The organism is Amycolatopsis echigonensis, assembly GCF_002846615.1.
In the GTDB taxonomy this organism is placed as follows: Bacteria; Actinomycetota; Actinomycetes; order Mycobacteriales; family Pseudonocardiaceae; genus Amycolatopsis; species Amycolatopsis echigonensis.
Genome location: NZ_PJMY01000003.1, coordinates 2019729 through 2038002, shown reverse-complemented (window position 1 = coordinate 2038002; position 18274 = coordinate 2019729). Strand labels below are relative to the sequence as shown.

At 69.9% G+C, this 18274-nt stretch carries 15 protein-coding genes; 12 read left to right on the top strand and 3 right to left on the bottom strand.

Annotated features, from left to right (window positions below; all coding sequences use genetic code 11):
- Positions 1-241: 241 nt before the first annotated feature.
- The 5 genes from eccCa to ATK30_RS14095 all read left to right on the top strand — a co-directional run bounded on the left by eccCa (position 242) and on the right by ATK30_RS14095 (position 7600).
- Positions 242-4255, top strand: a complete 4014-nt coding sequence (gene eccCa / locus ATK30_RS14115; protein WP_101436000.1) for a type VII secretion protein EccCa — start codon at positions 242-244, stop codon at positions 4253-4255.
- Positions 4256-4295: 40 nt separating this feature from the next.
- The gene (locus ATK30_RS14110; RefSeq protein WP_101435999.1) at positions 4296-6308 is read left to right on the top strand and encodes a type VII secretion-associated protein; all 2013 of its coding nucleotides are present in this window, start codon (positions 4296-4298) and stop codon (positions 6306-6308) included.
- A gap of 10 nt (positions 6309-6318) precedes the next feature.
- Positions 6319-6678 carry a hypothetical protein gene (locus ATK30_RS14105; RefSeq protein ID WP_101435998.1) on the top strand — a complete coding sequence of 120 codons (360 nt, stop codon included), beginning with the start codon at positions 6319-6321 and terminating at the stop codon, positions 6676-6678.
- Positions 6679-6920: 242 nt separating this feature from the next.
- A complete protein-coding gene (locus ATK30_RS14100) occupies positions 6921-7244 on the top strand; it encodes a WXG100 family type VII secretion target (protein WP_101435997.1) in 324 nt (107 codons plus the stop codon).
- A gap of 65 nt (positions 7245-7309) precedes the next feature.
- Entirely contained in the window at positions 7310-7600 is a 291-nt protein-coding gene (locus tag ATK30_RS14095) for a WXG100 family type VII secretion target (protein WP_101435996.1), read from the top strand.
- 85 nt (positions 7601-7685) lie between these two features.
- Here ATK30_RS14095 and ATK30_RS14090 read toward each other — a convergent pair whose 3' ends face one another.
- Positions 7686-8351, bottom strand: coding sequence for a DUF4333 domain-containing protein (locus ATK30_RS14090; RefSeq protein WP_101435995.1), 666 nt, complete (start codon positions 8349-8351; stop codon positions 7686-7688).
- 52 nt (positions 8352-8403) lie between these two features.
- Positions 8404-9309, bottom strand: coding sequence for a hypothetical protein (locus tag ATK30_RS14085; RefSeq protein ID WP_167441907.1), 906 nt, complete (start codon positions 9307-9309; stop codon positions 8404-8406).
- A gap of 254 nt (positions 9310-9563) precedes the next feature.
- Between ATK30_RS14085 and rplM the strand changes: the two genes are divergently transcribed.
- The 6 genes from rplM (at position 9564) to ATK30_RS14055 (ending at position 15377) form a co-directional block, all read left to right on the top strand.
- The gene (gene rplM / locus ATK30_RS14080; RefSeq protein WP_009072361.1) at positions 9564-10016 is read left to right on the top strand and encodes a 50S ribosomal protein L13; all 453 of its coding nucleotides are present in this window, start codon (positions 9564-9566) and stop codon (positions 10014-10016) included.
- Between the two features lie 11 nt (positions 10017-10027).
- Complete coding sequence (gene rpsI, locus ATK30_RS14075; protein ID WP_009072362.1) at positions 10028-10516, top strand: 30S ribosomal protein S9; 489 nt, start codon at positions 10028-10030, stop codon at positions 10514-10516.
- A 202-nt stretch (positions 10517-10718) separates the two neighbouring features.
- Positions 10719-12056 (top strand): phosphoglucosamine mutase, encoded by a 1338-nt coding sequence (gene glmM / locus ATK30_RS14070; protein WP_101435993.1) that lies wholly within the window; start codon positions 10719-10721, stop codon positions 12054-12056.
- A 79-nt stretch (positions 12057-12135) separates the two neighbouring features.
- Complete coding sequence (locus tag ATK30_RS14065) at positions 12136-12576, top strand: hypothetical protein (protein ID WP_101435992.1); 441 nt, start codon at positions 12136-12138, stop codon at positions 12574-12576.
- A gap of 27 nt (positions 12577-12603) precedes the next feature.
- Positions 12604-12921, top strand: coding sequence for a hypothetical protein (locus tag ATK30_RS14060; RefSeq protein WP_101435991.1), 318 nt, complete (start codon positions 12604-12606; stop codon positions 12919-12921).
- Positions 12922-12923: 2 nt separating this feature from the next.
- Positions 12924-15377: a WXG100 family type VII secretion target gene (locus tag ATK30_RS14055; RefSeq protein ID WP_101435990.1), complete on the top strand. Its 2454-nt coding sequence runs from the start codon at positions 12924-12926 to the stop codon at positions 15375-15377.
- On the opposite strand, the gene ATK30_RS14050 is transcribed toward ATK30_RS14055, so the two are convergent.
- A complete protein-coding gene (locus ATK30_RS14050) occupies positions 15378-16214 on the bottom strand; it encodes a dienelactone hydrolase family protein (RefSeq protein WP_101435989.1) in 837 nt (278 codons plus the stop codon).
- Positions 16215-16408: 194 nt separating this feature from the next.
- On the opposite strand from ATK30_RS14050, the gene glmS reads away from it, so the two are divergent.
- A complete protein-coding gene (gene glmS / locus ATK30_RS14045) occupies positions 16409-18271 on the top strand; it encodes a glutamine--fructose-6-phosphate transaminase (isomerizing) (protein WP_101435988.1) in 1863 nt (620 codons plus the stop codon).
- Positions 18272-18274 lie beyond the last annotated feature (3 nt).

Sequence of the window (18274 nt, the reverse complement as noted above, 5' to 3'; positions counted from 1 at the left end):
CGAAAGTACCCGTCCAGGCCGGGTTGGGCCAGATCGACCAGTGGGTTCGCCCGCCTGGTCCGATAACTGTCGGTGGCGGTCCTTACACTCGGGCGCACTGGGAGGACGGGTCCCGTCGCGGGGCCCGAAGAGGGGGTGCGAGATGCCGATCCTGGAGTTGGCCGGATTTCCGGGGCGACGTTCGATAGGTTGTCCCGCGCACCCGGGTGCAGGCGTCGAGCAGGAATAGAGGGGTCCTTCGATGAGCACGCTGCAGTTCAAGAAGTCGCCGCGGCTGGCCGCGCCGCGCCCGCCCGGCGGCGAGGTGCATCTCGAGCCGCCGCCGGAGGTGCCCCGCACGATCCCGGGAAACATCGTCGCCAAGGCGATTCCGGGCGTGATGATCTTCGCGTCGCTCGGGATGATGGTCTTCATGTTCACGGCGGGCGGCAAGAACCCGACCACGATCATGATGAGCGGCATGATGCTGATGGGCACCGTCGGCATGCTCGCCGGGGGCGGCGGCAAGGGCGGTGGCCAGAAGAAGGCCGAGATGGACGAGGACCGCAAGGACTATCTGCGGTACCTCGGCCAGATGCGCGACCGCGCCCGCGAGGCGATGGTCGACCAGCGCGCCGCGCTGGAATGGGTGCACCCGGACCCGCAGTCGCTGTGGTCGCTCGCGGCCAGCCGCCGGATGTGGGAGCGCAGGCAGAACGACCAGGACTTCCTGCACCTGCGCGTCGGTCGCAGCTCGCACCGCCTCGCCACCCGGCTGGTCCCGCCCCAGACCGGCCCGGTGGACGAACTGGAGCCGATCGCCACCCTCGCGCTGCGCCGGTTCGTGCGCGCGCACTCGATCGTCCCGGACCTGCCCACCCAGATCACGCTCCGCGGCTTCGCGGCGGTCAGCATGCAGGGCGAACGCGGCCTCACCCGCGCGCTGACCCGCGCGATGCTGGCGCAGCTGGTCACCTTCCACAGCCCGGACGACGTCATGATCGCGGTCGCGACCGCGGGCCGGGCGAAGCAGGAGTGGGAGTGGGCGAAGTGGCTCCCGCACGCCCAGCACCCCACGCTGTCGGACGGCATCGGCCAGCTGCGCATGATGGCGGGCTCGCTCAAGCAGATCGAAGACTGGCTGGACGAGGAGCTGCGCGACCGGCAGCGGTTCTCCCGCAACGCGACGCCCGCGCCGGACCAGCCGCACGTCGTGATCGTCATCGACGACGCCGAGGTGACCCGCGAGGAGCAGATCATCCTCGAGGAGGGCCTGGTCGGCGTCACCCTGGTCGACCTTTCCGATTCGATCGGCAACCTCGCCGCGCGGCGCGGCCTGCGGCTCGTGGTCGAGGAAGAGCGGCTCGGCGCGCGCAGCGCGGGCGGGGTCGAATGGTTCGGCCGCCCGGACAAGCTGAGCGTGGTCGAGGTCGAGGCGCTGGCCCGGCTCATCGCGCCGTACCGCGTCGGCGGGGGCGGCGGCCAGGACGTCAGCGAGGAAGAGCCGCTGCTGTCCAACCCGTCGCTGCTGGAACTGCTCGGAATCCCGGGCGACCCGATGACGTTCGACGTGCAGCAGGCGTGGCGGCCCCGGCCGATCCGCGACCGCTACCGGGTCCCGTTCGGCGTCGGCGAGTACGGCCAGCCGGTGGAGCTGGACATCAAGGAAGCCGCGGCGGAGGGCATGGGCCCGCACGGCCTGTGCATCGGCGCGACCGGTTCCGGCAAGTCGGAGTTCCTCCGCACGCTGGTGCTGGGCATGCTGGCCACGCACTCGTCGAGCACGCTGAACTTCGTCCTCGTCGACTTCAAGGGCGGTGCGACGTTCCTGGGCCTGGACAAGGCCCCGCACGTGTCCGCGGTCATCACCAACCTCGCGGACGAGGTCACGCTGGTCGACCGCATGAAGGACGCGCTGGCCGGCGAGATGAACCGCCGCCAGGAAGCGCTGAAGAACGGCGGCAACTTCAAGAACGTCTGGGAGTACGAGAAGGCGCGCGAGAACGGCGCCGACCTCGACCCGCTGCCCGCGCTGTTCATCGTCTGCGACGAGTTCTCCGAACTGCTGGCGGCGAAGCCGGACTTCATCGACCTGTTCGTCGCCATCGGACGGCTGGGCCGGTCGCTGCAGATGCACATGCTTCTCGCGTCGCAGCGGCTGGAAGAGGGCAAGCTGCGCGGTCTCGACTCGCACCTGTCCTACCGGATCGGCCTGAAGACGTTCTCCGCGGCGGAATCCCGAGCGGCGATCGGCGTGCCGGACGCGTTCGAACTGCCGTCGGTCCCCGGTGGCGGTTACCTGAAGTACGACACCTCGACCCTGGTGCGGTTCAAGGCCTCCTACGTCTCGGGCCCGTACCGGCCGGCCGGCATCAAGGCGGCCGGACCGGCCGCCACGGTGGTCCGCGCGGACAAGCGGCCGCAGCTGTTCGTGCCGGACTTCGTGGAACTGCCGAAGGAACCCGAGCCGGAGCCGGTCCTCGAGGAAGAGGCTCCGAAGCAGCAGGAGTCCGAAGAGGCCGTCGAGCCCAGCGAACTGGACGTGATCGTCAGCCGCCTGGTCGGGCAGGGCCCGCCGGCGCACGAGGTGTGGCTGCCGCCGTTGAACGAGCCGAACTCGCTCGACACGATGCTGCCGAACCTCAACCCCACCGACGACCGCGGGCTGTCCCCGGTCGGGTTCTTCGGCAACGGCAGGCTGCAGGTGCCGCTGGGCATCGTCGACCGGCCGTACGAGCAGCGGCGCGACTTGCTGTGGGCGGACTTCTCCGGTGCGCAGGGCCACGGCGTGATCGCGGGCGGTCCGCAGTCGGGCAAGTCGACCATGCTCCGGACGCTGATCATGTCGATGGCGCTCACCCACACGCCTGAGGAAGCGCAGTTCTACTGCCTCGACCTCGGTGGCGGTACTCTCGCCGGCCTCGCGGACCTTCCGCACGTCGGCGGGGTCGCGGTGGCCCGGCGCGAGCCGGACAAGGCCCGCCGGATCGTGGCGGAGCTGACCACGCTGCTGACCGAGCGCGAAGGCCGGTTCGGGGCGCTGGGCGTCGACTCGATGACGGAGTTCCGCAACCGGAAGCGCCGCGGTGAGATCACGCCGGAGCAGGACCCGTTCGGCGACGCGTTCCTGATCGTGGACAACTGGCGGGCGCTGCGCGACGACTTCGAGGAGCTGGAGACGTCGATTACGCGGCTGGCCACCCAGGGTCTCGCCTACGGCGTGCACGTGATCATCTCGGCCAACCGGTGGGCCGACCTCCGGCCGGCGATCAAGGACATGCTCGGCACGCGCTTCGAGCTGCGCCTCGGCGATCCGACGGAGTCCGAAATGGACCGCCGGATCGCGGTCAACGTCCCGGCCGGGCGGCCGGGCCGCGGTCTCACCCGCGACAAGCTGCACCTGCTCACCGGCCTGCCGCGGATCGACGGGTCGAGCGATCCGGAGACGGTGGCGGCGGGCGTCGCGGACGCGGTCGCGAAGATCCGCGGGGCGTGGCGCGGCCGGGTGGCCCCGCAGGTGCGCCTGCTGCCGGAGATGATCACCTACGAAGAGGTCCTGCAGATCGACCAGAAGCGGGACACGAAGCTCATCCCGATCGGCGTCAACGAGGAAGACCTCCAGCCGATCTACCTGGACTTCGACGCGGACCCGCACTTCTTCGCCTTCGCCGACGGCGAGTCCGGCAAGACGAACCTGCTGCGGCAGATCGCGCGCGGCATCACCGAGCGCTACACGCCGCAGGAGGCCGTGATCCTGCTGGTCGACTACCGGCGCACGATGCTCGGGTTCCTCCAGGGCGATTCGCTGCTCGGCTACGCCGTGTCGTCGGCGCAGCTGGACAGCATGGTCCAGGACGTGGTCGGGTCGATGACGCGGCGGCTGCCGGGTCCGGACGTCACCCAGGAACAGCTGAAGACCCGCTCCTGGTGGACCGGTCCGGAGCTGTTCATCCTGGTCGACGACTACGACCTGGTGGCTACGCAGTCCACCAACCCGCTCAAGCCGCTGTCGGAGTTCCTCGCCCAGGCGAAGGACGTCGGCCTGCACTTGATCGTGGTCCGGCGCACCGGTGGTGCGTCGCGGGCGGCGTACGACCCGATCATCGGCAAGCTCAAGGAGCTGGCGGCCACCGGCATGGTGATGAACGGTTCCCGCGACGAGGGCGTGCTGATCGGCAACATCCGGCCGAGCGCCATGCCGCCGGGCCGGGGCAACATGCTGAGCCGCAAGAACGGGAAGCAGCTCGTGCAGGTGTCGTGGATCCAGCCCGACTGACCGACCGGGGAGCCGTCGCGGTTGACGGAAGGGGCGCCCGGTGACGGTGCGGGTCGCGGTCGACTTCGGGACCTCGAGCACTTGCGTCGTGGTGTCGGTCAACGGCCGCGAGCCGCAGGTCGTGGTGATCGACGGGCAGCCGCTGATGTCCTCGGCGGTGTACGCGGCGTCCGACGGCACCCTGTTCGTCGGCCAGGAGGCCGAGCGGCAGGCGGCCGTCGACCCGTCGCGGTACGAGCCGAATCCGAAGCGGCGGATCGACGAGGGCGATCTGCTGCTCGGTGATGCCGTGCTGCGGGTCATCGACGTCGTGCACGCGGTGCTGGACCGGGCGGTCGCCGAGGCGCGGCGCGTCGCGGGCGACGCCGAGGTGGACCTGCTGGTGCTCACCCACCCGGCGGACTGGGGCGCGATCCGCACGCGGTTGCTGCGCCAGGCCGCGGGCCGGCTGGCGCGCGAGGTGGCGCTGGTGCCGGAACCGGTGGCCGCGGCGGTGTACCACGCGGCCACGTTCGCCCCGGAGGCCTCGCCGGGCGGCCGGACGGTCGAGTTCTCCGGCCGTCCGGGCGACGCGCTGGCGGTGCTCGACCTCGGCGGCGGCACGGTCGATGTCAGCGTCGTTCAGCGGTCGCCGGAGGCCGCGCGCGCGGCGAGAGTGCCCGGCGCGCCTCCGCAGCGGGGCGGGTTCCAGGTGCTGGCCACGCGCGGCGACCCGAGTTTCGGCGGGGCGGACATCGACCAGGCGTTGCTGGAGCACGTCGGGTCGCTGGTGTCCGGCACGGATCCGCAGGCGTGGCAGCAGCTGGTCGAGGGCCGGGAGCTGGCTGATCGCCGGCGGCGCCGGGTGCTGCGCCAGGACGTCCGCGGCGCGAAAGAAACGTTGTCGCGGCACACGTACACCGATGTGCCGTTGCCGCCGCCGTTCGCGGACGCGCACGTGACGCGGGCGGACCTGGAGCGGCTGATCGGGGCTCCGCTCGGCCGGGTGGTCGAGCTGACCAGCGCCGCGATCGCCGACTCAGGCCTGCGTCCGAAGCAGCTCGCGGCGATCTTCCTCGTCGGCGGTTCGAGCCGGATCCCGATGATCTCCCGGCTGGTGCACGAGCGCACCGGGGTGGTGCCGACGAGCCTGGACCAGCCGGAGACCGTCGTCGCGCGCGGTGCGCTCCGTGCGGTGCTGCTGGAACCGGATCGCACCGGCGTGCTGCCCGGTTCGTCGATCCCGGGGCAATCCGAGCATCGCACCGAGGTGGTCCGAGGGGACGCGCCGATCCGGCGCGGTCTTCCGCCGGTGCCCCACGCGCCGAATCCGCGCAATGCTCCGGTGCCGCCGCGCGGATTCTCGCCCGCTGATCCGGCCAGGGGCCCGCAAAGCGTGCCGTTCGGTGCCGCAGCGCCCGCCGGTGCGAGTCCATTGCGGACTGCGCCGGGCCAGAACGCGTTAGGGCAGAACGGTTCCGCGAGCGGAGGGTTCGCCGTTCCCGGCGTGGACGCGCCGGGCAAATCCGCGGGCAAGGCGAAGAAACGGCTGTGGCTGATCACCGCGGCGGTGGCGGTCGTGGCGCTGATCGCAGGCGGAGTCGTGTACTTCGTGAGCAGCGGCGACAACTCCGACCAGGGCCGCTCGTTCTCCCAATACGACTTCAGCCTCGTCGCGCCGAGCGACTGGGTCCAGACCACGGACGAAGTCGCGGACCGGCAGGTCATCCTGCACCCGCAGGACGCCGAGAAGGGCAACGACCTCGTGCTCGCGCAGGAGTTCGTGATGGACTACGACGCGACGGCCGACCGGCAGAAACTCGTCGACGCTTTGCGGTCCGGGGTCAGCGGAAACGCGAACTACACTGCGTTCAGCTCCGATCTGACTTACGGTGGCCGGACCGTGATCGGCTACGTCGAGAGCAAACCGGAACGGATCACCGTCCGCTGGTATGTGCTCGTGCAGGGGCGGATCCGGGTGCATGTCGGCTGCCAGTACCAGTCACCCGCGGTGCAGCAGCGCGTCGACGCCGCGTGCGAGCAAGTGGTGCGCACGTTGAAGATCACCAGCTGAAGGAGCACCTGTGGCCTCCGTTCCGGAATCCGCGCCGGCGGCGTTCATCCGAGCGGGCCAGGATGCCGTCACCTTCTCGCGCCGGGTCGCGGGCACGGCGCTCGCGCGGAGTCAACGGCACCGCAGCGAAAACCGGGAATTGCTGAAAGAGTTCGGCAGGCGGCGGCTTTCCGGCGCCGCGGAACCCGCGCCGTCCGCGTTGCGCGGGGCCGCCCGCCGGTTCCGCGCGGCCCGCGGATTGCCGATGCCCGCCGAGCCTGTCTCGTCCGAGCCGGTTCCCGATCGGCCCAAGATTTCGCCCGAACAGACACGGACGAGTGATGAGGACGAGGACTTTTCGCAGTCGCGAATCATGAGCCGGGAGTCCTGAAACTGTCCGGGAACCGGCTGTGCGTGTGCTAACCACGCTGGTGGACAAGGTTTTTTCGGGGGTACTCCGGTGCTGTTCACCCGGCCGTTGCCGGGCGGTTCCCTGACCTCGCGTTCACGCAAGCAACTACTTGCGAAGAAGTCGCGACAAGCGTGAACCGAACTGGCAATGTCTTCGTCGTAGGTGCAGTGCCGGAAACACCAGCCGGCGCGCACAACCACTCACGAAGGGGGTAGCTCCCAATGGCTGCTGGCGGTTTCACTGGGGATCCGAAGGAATTCACCGCGGCGGAGGGGCGCGTCGTCGACGCGACCAGCCGGATGAACAAGAACCTGAGCGACCTGCGCTCCAACATCGAAGCGACCCGCGCGGGCTGGGAAGGCGACGCCCAGCGCGCCTTCGACAACGTCATGCGCCGCTTTGACGACTGTGGTCGCGGCCTGAACGACGCGCTGCACCGCATCGGTGAGCTGCTCCAGGAAGCGGGTTCCACCTACGCCAAGAGCGAGGCGGCCCAGCACGAGCACATCAGCTCGCTGAACAAGGGCTTCGGCGTTCTCGGCTGATCCAGTTCTTTTTCCGTTCCAGATTCGCCTTCCTCTTTCATTCTTTCTTCTGACAGGAGTTCGACATGCCTGACGGCCGCATTGTTGTTGATCCGGGTACCATCCACCGCGCCGCGGAGGACTGCACCGCCACCGGCGGCGAGCTGAAGACCCTCTTCGACAACCTGCAGAGTGACCTCAGCCCGCTGACCAACAGCTGGACCGGTGAAGCGAAGGACCAGTACCACCAGGCCCAGAACGAGTGGAACCAGAAGTTCGAGGAGTTCACTCAGCTGCTGGCGCAGATCGCCGCCGTGCTGCCGCAGATCGCGGACGGCTACACGGCGACGGACCGCTCGGTGCAGAACCTGTTCTGAGCCAAGCTCCGAAACCACGGCGGGCCGGGCGCCTTCGGGTGCCGGCCCGCCGTTTTCGTTGCCCGGAAAGGCTTTCGCGGGCTGATCAGTGCGGAGCGCCGACGGAATATTCCGGCTTGTCGTTGAGCACGCGCACGGTCACCTTCTTCGGCTGCCCGCCGACCTGCACCGTGCAGTCGAAGGTGGTGCCGTTCTCGATCGCCTGGCCCGACGGGCACGCGACGTTCTTCACGTCCGGCTCGCCGTAGTTCTCGTTGAGCACCCGGGAAACGCCCTCCTGCAACGACTTCTGGTCGAGGGTGTCCCCGCTGAACACTCCGGTCGCCCACGAGATCCCGGCCGCGGCGGCCAGCACCACGACGACGGCCCCGGCGATCAGGAACGGTTTCTTCGACCGCGGTTTTCCTGGCTTCGCCGAGGAAAACGCGCCGAGCCCGCCGTATTCGGACGGCTGGAATCCGCCGCCGTAAGGACTTCCGGACGGCTGCGGTCCCGGCTGGCCCTGCGCTTGCCCGGGCCCGCCGTACGGCTGAACGGGCGTCGGCTGGCTCTGCGGCTGACCGTAGGGCTGGGCCGGATACCCCTGTTGCGGATACTGCGGCGGCGGAAACGGCTGCGGCGCCGGAGGTTGCGCCCACTGGCCGCCGGATCCGTCCACATGGGACGGATAACCCGGCTGCTGCGGCGCGTTCGGCCCCGGCTGCCACCACTGCGGCTGGCCATGAGGGTGCTGGTCGGGAGGCTGGGTCATCGGAGGTCACCTCGGGGATCGGTCGGCGCGGGGGTCGGCGGAAGGGTGCGCATCAGCGCCCCTGCAGTTCGCCGAGCCTGCGGTAGAAGTCCTGTTTGGCCGCGTCGTCCGCGAGGACGGTGACCTGCGAGGCGTCCGGCACCGTCGGCAGGTCCGAGGAGGTGGCCTCGCCGGTGAACTTGAAGTCGTAGCGCAGTTCGACCTTGTGCCCGTCGCCCTCGAACTTGGCCGCCATCGTGAACTCGGCGAGCGAACCGTCCGGCTTGAGCGTGATCGTGCTCGGGATGACGGCCTTGCGCAGTTCCGGGCCGACCTGGTTGACCACCTTGTCCGGCAGGAGCTCGACGCGCCGGTCGAGGAAGATCGGGAACGGCACGTTCACGGTCAGCTGCTCGGTGCCGTCCGCGGAGCTCTTCGCGCCGCGCAGCGCTTTCTTGTCCGCCTTGTACGCGCTGTCGACCGCGTCGCCCATCTTGCACGCGATCTGCACCCCGGCCCACGCGCACGGCTGGATGAGCCCGGCCTCCGGTTTGGGCATCGACACCCACGGCGTCGGCGCGAGCGATTTGTAGGCCGGGCCGAGGTAGAGGTACTCGACGGCGCCCTCGGCCGGGGTGAACGAGTCGAGGAACTCGTTGGGGTTCTTCTGCGACCGGTTGTGCACGATGCGGCTCTCGGGGCTGCCAGTGCGCGCGGAGGTGACGATGTTGTGCAGGTACTTGTCGTCGAACTTGAAGTACCGGTCCGCGGAGTTGGTCACATTGCGCGGCTCGACGATCGTGTCGCCGAGCTTCGACATGGCCTTCTCGAACTTCGCGCCGACGTACGCGGCGGCCTGGTCGCCGTCGGGCAGCGCGGTGCCGGCGCGGGCCTGCCCGCACGCCGTCGCGAGTGCCAGCACGGCGGCGACGGCTCCTGCCGTGCGTGCGGCTCGGGTCGTCCACGCTCGTGTCTTCAACTGCGGTCCCCAGGTGCTCGTCGTGCTCGCGCGGATGCGCGTGGCGAATCGTCTCATCCCGGCGCGTCGCGCGGGGCGGGATGGTGGTTCCCGGCCGCTGGTCGGGTAAGCTGCGACCGGCCGACGAGGCGCCTTCGCACCCCCCGCTGCAGAGCAGAGGGACCACAGGGGTATCTTCATATGTCGTTGTGCGTTGCGGCGCGTCAGCGCTCGGCCCGCACATTACCCACACGCAATGACGACGAGGTAGACCCTTGCCCACGTACAGCCCCAAGCCCGGCGACGTCACTCGTGCCTGGCACGTGATCGACGCCGAGGATGTCGTGCTCGGACGGCTCGCGACCGAGGTCGCCACGCTGCTGCGCGGCAAGCACAAGCCGACCTACGCCCCGCACGTGGACACCGGTGACTTCGTCATCATCGTCAACGCCGAGAAGGTCGCTCTCACCGGTAACAAGCGCGAGCAGAAGTTCGCGTACCGGCACAGCGGTTACCCCGGCGGTCTGCGGAAGCGCTCCTTCGGCGAGCTGCTCGACACCAAGCCCGAGCACCTCGTGGAGAAGGTGGTCAAGGGCATGCTGCCGAAGAACAAGCTCGGCCGCGCCATGGCCAAGAAGCTGAAGGTGTACGCCGGCCCGCAGCACCCGCACGCCGCGCAGCAGCCGCAGGCGCGCGAGATCACCAAGATCGCGCAGGTCGCGCAGTGAGTGAGGAACAGTTGACCAGCACCGAGACCGAGGTCGTCGCTTCGACCGAGACCCCCGCCGAGGCCGTGGCGACCAGCGAGTCCGCCGCCGCTCCGCGTCCCTCGCGGGCCGCCGGCGGCAACGCGCAGACGGTCGGCCGCCGCAAGGAGGCCGTGGTCCGCGTCCGCGTCGTGCCGGGTACCGGTGAGTTCAAGCTCAACGGCAAGTCGCTCGAGCAGTACTTCCCGAACAAGGTCCACCAGCAGCTCATCCGCGAGCCGCTCGTGACCGTCGAGAAGCCGGACTCCTTCGACATCTTCGCCAACCTCAAGGGCGGCGGGATCTCGGGCCAGGCGGGCGCGCTGCGTCTCGCCATCGCCCGTGCGCTGGTCGAGGTCGACGCCGACGACCGTCCGGCCCTGAAGAAGGCCGGCTTCCTGACCCGTGACGCGCGCGCCACGGAGCGGAAGAAGTACGGCCTCAAGAAGGCCCGCAAGGCCCCGCAGTACTCCAAGCGCTGATTTTCGCGCCTGGCGCAACCCTGGAAGCGCCCATCCGTCCATCGGATGGGCGCTTCCGGCGTTTGCGGGCAGGTGATGCGTTTTCCGCCGCTGGCACGACTGTCTTGGGGTAGGGCAGGGGATCGCCCTTGCCGGGTCCGGCGCTAGGTTTGTCGAGGGCCGGCGCGCCCCGAGGCTGGTGGATCTAGACAAGGAGGTCGAGATGGCTCGACTGTTCGGCACCGACGGGGTACGCGGTCTGGCCAATGCCGACCTGTCCCCGGAGCTGGCCCTCTCGGTCGCGGCGAGCGCCGCCCGGGTGCTGGCGGCGCACGACCGTTCGCACCGTCCGGTGGCCGTCGTCGGCCGCGACCCGCGCGCCAGCGGCGAGATGCTGGAGGCCGCCGTGGTGGCGGGCCTCGCGTCGGCCGGTGCGGACGTCCTGCGGCTCGGCGTGCTGCCGACTCCCGCCGTCGCGTACCTCGTCGGTGCGCTCGACGCGGACCTCGGCGTGATGATCTCCGCCTCGCACAACCCCATGCCGGACAACGGCATCAAGCTCTTCGCCGCCGGCGGGCACAAACTGCCGGACAGCATCGAGGACGAGATCGAACGCGGCCTCGACGCGACGAGCGTCACCCGCCCGACCGGCGACGGCGTCGGCCGGGTGACGGACGTCCCGGACGCCCTCGACAAGTACATCGAGCACCTGGTCGCCGCGACGCCGCATCCGCTGACCGGCCTGAAGGTCGTGGTGGACTGCGCGAACGGCGCGTCGTCCGTAGCCGCCCCGGAGGCGTACCGCCGGGCCGGAGCCGAGGTCGTGGCCCTGCACGCGGAGCCGGACGGCATCAACATCAACGACAGCTGTGGCTCAAACCACCCGGACTTGCTGCGCGCGGCAGTCGTCGAACACGGTGCCGACCTCGGCATCGGCCACGACGGAGACGCCGACCGCTGCGTGGCCGTCGACGCGGCCGGCGAGCTGGTGGACGGCGACCAGATCATGGCCGTCCTGGCCCTGGCGCTGGCCGAAGAGGGCGCGCTGGTGAAGGACACCCTGGTCGCCACCGTGATGAGCAACCTCGGCCTGCACCTGGCGATGAAGGCACACGGCATCTCGGTCGTCACGACTGCGGTGGGTGACCGCTACGTGCTGGAGGAACTGCGCGCCTCAGGCCTGGCCCTCGGCGGCGAACAGTCCGGCCACGTGGTCCTCCCCGCCCACGCCACGACCGGCGACGGCCTCCTGACCGCACTGCGGCTGATGGCCCGGATGGCCGCCACGGGCAAGCCGCTGGCCGAACTGGCCGCGGTGATGAACCGGCTGCCGCAGGTGCTGGTCAACGTCCCGGTCGCGGACAAGGCAGCGGTGGCAGGCTCGGCCGAAGTCCGCGACGCGGTAGGCGAGGTCGAAGCCGAACTCGGCGAGGAAGGCCGGGTCCTGCTGCGCCCCTCGGGCACCGAGCAGCTGGTGCGGGTGATGGTGGAGGCCCCGGCCCACGCGACCGCCCAGGCGGCGGCGGACCGGCTGGCCGGGGTGGTGTCCGCGGTCTCCTGACCGAAATCTGGTGAATACTCTGCGCCACCAATGATCCGGCAGGTACATTCCGCAATGCGGGATCTACCGGGGAGGGGCGATGTACGACCAGAGTGAGGTGCCTCCGCATTTCGCCAGAAGCTTGGCGGCGATGGAGGAAGTCCGCGCACAGTACAGCGCCGACCACGAGCGCGCGATCGCCGATGACGAGGCCAGGCAGGCCGCGTTCGCGAAGCTTCTCGAGGAACATCGCGCCCAGGACGCGCAGTCGCAAGCCGACCGCGAGGCCGCGATCGCTGCCGCCGCCGAGGGAACCGAGGAAGACCGCGCCGCGTCGGAACAGGCAGAACGGACAGCCCAGCGGGTTGCCAAGCAGGTCGCCGAGGACGACGCGGCCGCCGCGATGTTCCGGGTCGAGGACGACACCGAACCGGTCGCGCCGGCGCCAGCCGCACCGCCTCCTCCGCCTGCCTCGGCGGCCCGGCACCGGGCATGGGAGGACGACGACTTCTCGGCCACCAACTGGATTGACGCAGAGTAGCCGCGGGCGCGAGGGGAGAGGGCGACGATGGCGAAATTCCACATTGAGCCGGACCAGGTCACAAAGGTGGCGAACGACGTCTCGACCATGAGCACGTCGTTCAAGGAGATCAAGACTTACACCGCGCAGTCCCAGCTGGCCCCAGGGCACTTCGGCAAGATTCCCGGCCTGTCCGAGGCCGCGGGCGCGTATGTGGCGAAGATGCAGGCACTCGGCGACTCCGCGGCGAAGGGCAGCACGTTTCTCGGCGGCTTCGCGGAACGGCTCAACACCTCGGTGACCTTGCACAGCGAGAACGAGCAAGAGAACGCTTGGGGCGTCACGAACGCCGGCAAGGGAGCCTGACCGTGACTCCTCCGGCGGACCAGGGCGCCGGTCGTCTCGGCGACACGATCATCGCCCCGCTGCAGCCTCCCGCGGACGTCCATCTCGACGACACGTCCGACAACATTCTCAAGCCGCTGGCCGGTTTCCGGGAGAAGATGACCGGCAAACTCGTGCAGCCGTACACGAGGTGGATCCAGCATCCGTCGCGAAACCTCGGGCTGCGGTTCTCCCCGCCGTACGGCCAGGGGGACGAAGAGAACCGGATGCTGAACGAACTCGGCGGGTTCGGCTTCGGCTATTTCTGGGGCGCGCAGGAACGCGCGGCGAACCTCGGCAAGGCGGCGAAAGCCGCGCAGGACGACACCGCTCAGGTCAAGCAGAGCCTCACCGCCGCCTGGCAGGGCAAGGCCGCCGATTCGGCCGCCGAGAAGCTGGACGATTTCAGCAAGGCCTCCGGCGAATACCTCGGCACGGTCAACGGTTTCAGCCAGCTGCTTCAGCAGTTGTGGCAGACGGTGCGCAAGCCGATCCTCGATTTGGGACAGCTGCCCGAAAACGGCGGACAGGCGCCCAAGAAGTTCCTGGACGCGCACAAGCCCGAGGACACCGACGGGCTGCTGATGTTCATGGACCGGCTCGACGAGGCGATCAAATGGGGCCGTCAGGATTCGGTGGGCTGGCAGTTTGCGACCAGCTTCGATGCATATGTCAATCCACGTGGGCCGTCTGAAGTTGCGCGGAGCGAGAGCTCCGGCACTGGCCCGATCAACGCGCAGGACATCCGGAGCATGTCGGTGGACCTGGACACCGGTTACGACTCCAAGTGGTCCGACATGTTCTGCCGTCAGATGGACGAGTACTGCCAGCAGTACTCGGACGCGATGGACTGCTTCCGGCAGTACATCCGCAACGCGCACACAGCGGCGACGAACGCCCTTCGCGCGTTTTCCGATGGGCTGAACGTGCCGACCGATCCGTTCGGCCGCCTGCAGCTCGGTGCCGACAGCGGCAGCGGCGGGCATGACAAGGGACCGTCCGGCCGGAACGACGGCGGGGACGGCAAACCGCCGTCCAACGGGGGCGGCGGCGATACAAAACCGCAGCAGGCCACGGTTCCTCCGCAGGTCGGCCCGACCCCGGCCCCAGCACAGACACCGGCCCCCACCCCGACACCGACCCCGCCCGCGCAGCCCGATCCGAACCAGAATCCGGTCACGCACAAGCCGCTCGAGGTGGATCCGTCGACCGGGCAGCCGTACCCGATCGACCCGCGAACCGGTGAAGCGGTCAAGACCGAGCGCGAAGCGCCGGACACCGTCACGGTCCAGCACGGCGAGCACAAGATCACCATGTCGGAGCCGGACGACCACGGGAAGATGGCGGTCTCGGTCGGCGACGGGTCCGGGCACGACAAGGCGTACCAGCTCGATTTCGGCGACCAGGCAGACCAGGCCGACAAGGCCCCTGGAACCGGCGCTGGCGCGGCGCAAGCGGACTCGGCTGCTCGTCCGCACGACGGGTCGGCGCAGCCCGCACACGACGGCCAAGGCCCGGCAGCGAAGCCGCACGATGCACCCGGCGGCCCGGTCCACAAACAGCCGGACGGCACGGCTCCGACGACGGATCCGAACCAGGTGCACCGCCCTGGCCCGGACGGAAAGATCCACATCGAGGACGGCAACCTCAAGATCACGGCTGAGCGCCCGAGCGGGCCGGACGGTCCGACCGTGGTGACGGTGGACGACGGATCCGGTGAGCCGACGAAGTACACGCTCGACGACCACGGGAAGATCGACCCGGCGACCGGACGGCCGGTCGACGGATTGACCGCTCAGCAGCACGGCGGCGGTGCCGCGAGCCCGGCCGCGCCTGCCACTGAACTGCCCGCGGAGCACATCCGCGAAGGTCAGCAGGTCGTGGCGGACGCTGGCGCTGCTGGACATGCCCAGCCGGTCGCCGAGCACGCTGCCGCGACGCAAGAGCACTCGACGACCGGGCAATCGGCAGCAGCCGACGGGCACGATCAGTCCGCTGGAGAGCAGACGGGACGGCACTATGCCCAGCCGGTCGCGGCGCAGGCAGACGCGACTCCGGCATACGGAACGCCCGCGGCGAGCGGCCCGGACGAGTCGACCACCGCGCAGTCGGTGCTGGACCCGTTCAGCAGCGATCCCGGGCTGGGCCACGTTCCGGCTGGTCCCGGACACGGGGATTCGGCGGTTCCGGCTGGATGGGAGCAGGGCGGAGCGGAACACCCGGCCGAACTCGGCACCGCGCCGACCACCACCGATCAGCAGCACGACCAGTCGATGGGCATGATGGGCGGCCCGATGATGGGCGGCGGACAAGGCAATTCCGGCGACCAGGAACGCGGGACCAGCGGTTACCGGGCCGACGGCGGCTTGTTCGGCACCGCGCCGGGCGGCAGCCGGATCAGCGGATCGCTGTCTGAGGAGGACGAGGGGCGGCGCTGATCAGGCAGCCGGTTCCTCGTCCTCCGGAACCTCGATCGGCGCCCGCTTCACGTTCGCGTCCAGCAGTGGCAGGTACTTCTCCGTACCCGTCAAATGTGTCAGGAAGAACGCCGTGAACAGGGCCTTCGTCAGCTGCTGAGTCGCGCGCTGCGGTTTGCCCTGCAGCAGCAGCTGGCTCCAGTGCCGGCCCTCCGTCACCGCCAGATGGGACGACTTCGCCAGCGTCCGCAGTTGCACCGGGCCGGCCCATGCCTGGGCGATCGCGTCCGCGTGGCCGACCGCCGGTGCGACCAGGTCGCCGTCCACCGCGAGGTGCAGGCCGGGGGCGCTGATCACCTTCGCGGCGTCCGTCGCGGGCGGGAAGGTCTGTGCCGCGGCCACTGTCGCCACCGCGCGGACCTTCGGGCGGGCGTCGTCGCCTCCTCCGGCGGCCTGGGCGGCTGCCAGCACTGCCGAACCGCCGCCGGTGGAGTGGCCGGCCAGGCCCAGTTTCTCCGGGTCGACGCTGATGCCGTCCGGGCCGAGGCGGACCGTGGTGATGATGTCCAGCGTGGTCAGCAGGTCGCCGGCCAGCAGGCGGTGCGACGGCAGCGGGCCGAGCTGGGTCGCGGGGGCCGCGGCGACCACGCCCCAGCTCGCGAGGTGGTGCAGCAGCTGCCGGTAGCGCGTGGCGGGCTGCATCCAGCCGTGCCCGAACGCGATCGCGGGCAGGCCGAGGCCTTGGCGCGGGGTGAACACGACGCCGGGCAGTCCGACCAGGGCGAGGTTGCCGCGCACGACCTCGTGGGGTCCCGGGTGGGACAGCTCCGTGAGCAGCTGCTTGGGCTTGCTGGCCATGCGGCTGACCTTACTGCCCGTGCCCCGCCCCGGCCCGGTGCGCCACCCCGATCGGTTCAGGGGTCCGCCGCCACACTGCGCGCCAACCCGGTCAACGGTTGTCCGGAAGACAGCTCGCCCAGCTCAGCGGCAGTGAAAACCCCGCTCTAGGGACCGGAGTAGGGGACTGGACTTGTCTCGTTACGCTAGTTCGCGTGTGTGGAATCGTGGGATACGTCGGACACCGCCCGGCTTTGGACGTCGTGCTCGGTGGGCTCCGCCGCATGGAGTACCGGGGCTACGACTCGGCGGGCGTCGCGGTGCTGGACGGCGCCGGCGCGCTGACCGTCGAGCGCAAGGCCGGCCGTCTGGCCAACCTGGAAGCCCGGCTCGACGAGGTCGGCCGCGACGCGTTCGCGGGGACCGCGGGCATGGGCCACACCCGCTGGGCCACGCACGGGGCTCCGATCGACCGCAACTCGCATCCGCACCGGGACACCACCGGCCGCGTCGCGGTGGTGCACAACGGGATCATCGAGAACTTCGCCGCGCTGCGCGCCGAACTCGAGGCCGCGGGCATCGAGATGGCCAGCGACACCGACACCGAAACCGCCGCCCACCTGGTGTCCCTCGCTTACTCCGAGGGCGACACCAAGGGCGACCTGCCGGCCAGCGTGGCCGCGGTCTGCCGCCGGCTGGAGGGCGCGTTCACGCTCGTCGTGACGCACGCGGACGAGCCGGACACGATCGTCGCGGCGCGCCGGTCGTCGCCGCTGGTGGTCGGGGTCGGCGAGGGCGAGCACTTCGTCGCCTCCGACGTCGCCGCGTTCATCGAGCACACCCGCGAGGCCGTCGAACTGGGCCAGGACCAGCTGGTCGTCATCACCCGCGACGGCTACCAGGTCACCGACTTCCACGGCGACGCCGCGCAGGCCAAGCCGTTCACCGTCGACTGGGACCTGTCGGCCGCCGAGAAGGGCGGCCACGAGTACTTCATGCTCAAGGAGATCGAGGAGCAGCCGGAGGCGCTGGCGAACACGCTGCGCGGGCACTTCGAGGCCGGCCGGATCATCCTCGACGAGCAGCGGATTTCCGACCAGGACCTGCGCGACGTCGACAAGGTTTTCGTCGTCGCCTGCGGTTCGGCCTACCACTCCGGTCTCGTCGCCAAATACGCCATCGAGCACTGGTGCCGGCTTCCGGTCGAGGTGGAGCTGGCGTCGGAGTTCCGTTACCGCGACCCGGTTCTCGACCGCGACACGCTCGTCGTCGCCGTCTCCCAGTCCGGCGAGACCGCGGACACCCTCGAAGCCGTGCGGCACGCGCGTGAGCAGAAGGCCCGCGTTCTGGCGGTCTGCAACACCAACGGCGCGCAGATCCCGCGTGAGTCCGACGCCGTGCTGTACACGCACGCCGGGCCGGAGATCGGGGTCGCGTCGACCAAGGCGTTCCTCGCGCAGATCGCCGCGAACTACCTCGTCGGACTCGCGCTGGCGCAGGCGCGCGGCACGAAGTACCCGGACGAGGTCGCCCGCGAATTCGCTGAGCTGGAAGCCATGCCCGCCGCGGTGCAGAAGGTGCTGTCCACTGTGGAGCCGACGCGGGAGATCGCGCGGCGGATCTCCGATTCGCGCGCGGTGCTGTTCCTCGGCCGCCACGTCGGGTTCCCGGTGGCGCTGGAAGGCGCGCTGAAGCTGAAGGAACTCGCGTACATGCACGCGGAGGGCTTCGCGGCGGGCGAGCTGAAGCACGGTCCGATCGCGCTGATCGAAGAGGGCCTGCCGGTCGTCGTCGTGATGCCGTCGCCGAAGGGCCGCGCGGTGCTGCACTCGAAGCTGGTGTCGAACATCAGCGAGATCCAGGCGCGGGGCGCGCGCACGATCGTGATCGCGGAGGAGGGCGACGAGACCGTGCGCCCGTTCGCCGACGAGCTGATCGAGGTGCCCGCCGTGCCGACGCTGCTGCAGCCGCTGGTTTCCACCGTGCCGCTGCAGGTGCTGGCCGCGGAGATCGCCAGTTCGCGCGGGTACGACATCGACAAGCCGCGTAACCTGGCGAAGTCCGTCACTGTCGAGTAGCGG

What these genes read in the sequence shown, in the direction of transcription:
- eccCa (WP_101436000.1), top strand. Translation starts at nt 242, where the DNA reads ATGAGCACGCTGCAGTTCAAGAAGTCGCCGCGGCTGGCCGCGCCGCGC.
- ATK30_RS14100 (WP_101435997.1), top strand. Translation starts at nt 6,921, where the DNA reads ATGGCTGCTGGCGGTTTCACTGGGGATCCGAAGGAATTCACCGCGGCG.
- ATK30_RS14095 (WP_101435996.1), top strand. Translation starts at nt 7,310, where the DNA reads ATGCCTGACGGCCGCATTGTTGTTGATCCGGGTACCATCCACCGCGCC.
- ATK30_RS14090 (WP_101435995.1), bottom strand. Translation starts at nt 8,351, where the DNA reads ATGACCCAGCCTCCCGACCAGCACCCTCATGGCCAGCCGCAGTGGTGG.
- glmM (WP_101435993.1), top strand. Translation starts at nt 10,719, where the DNA reads ATGGCTCGACTGTTCGGCACCGACGGGGTACGCGGTCTGGCCAATGCC.
- ATK30_RS14065 (WP_101435992.1), top strand. Translation starts at nt 12,136, where the DNA reads ATGTACGACCAGAGTGAGGTGCCTCCGCATTTCGCCAGAAGCTTGGCG.
- ATK30_RS14060 (WP_101435991.1), top strand. Translation starts at nt 12,604, where the DNA reads ATGGCGAAATTCCACATTGAGCCGGACCAGGTCACAAAGGTGGCGAAC.
- ATK30_RS14050 (WP_101435989.1), bottom strand. Translation starts at nt 16,214, where the DNA reads ATGGCCAGCAAGCCCAAGCAGCTGCTCACGGAGCTGTCCCACCCGGGA.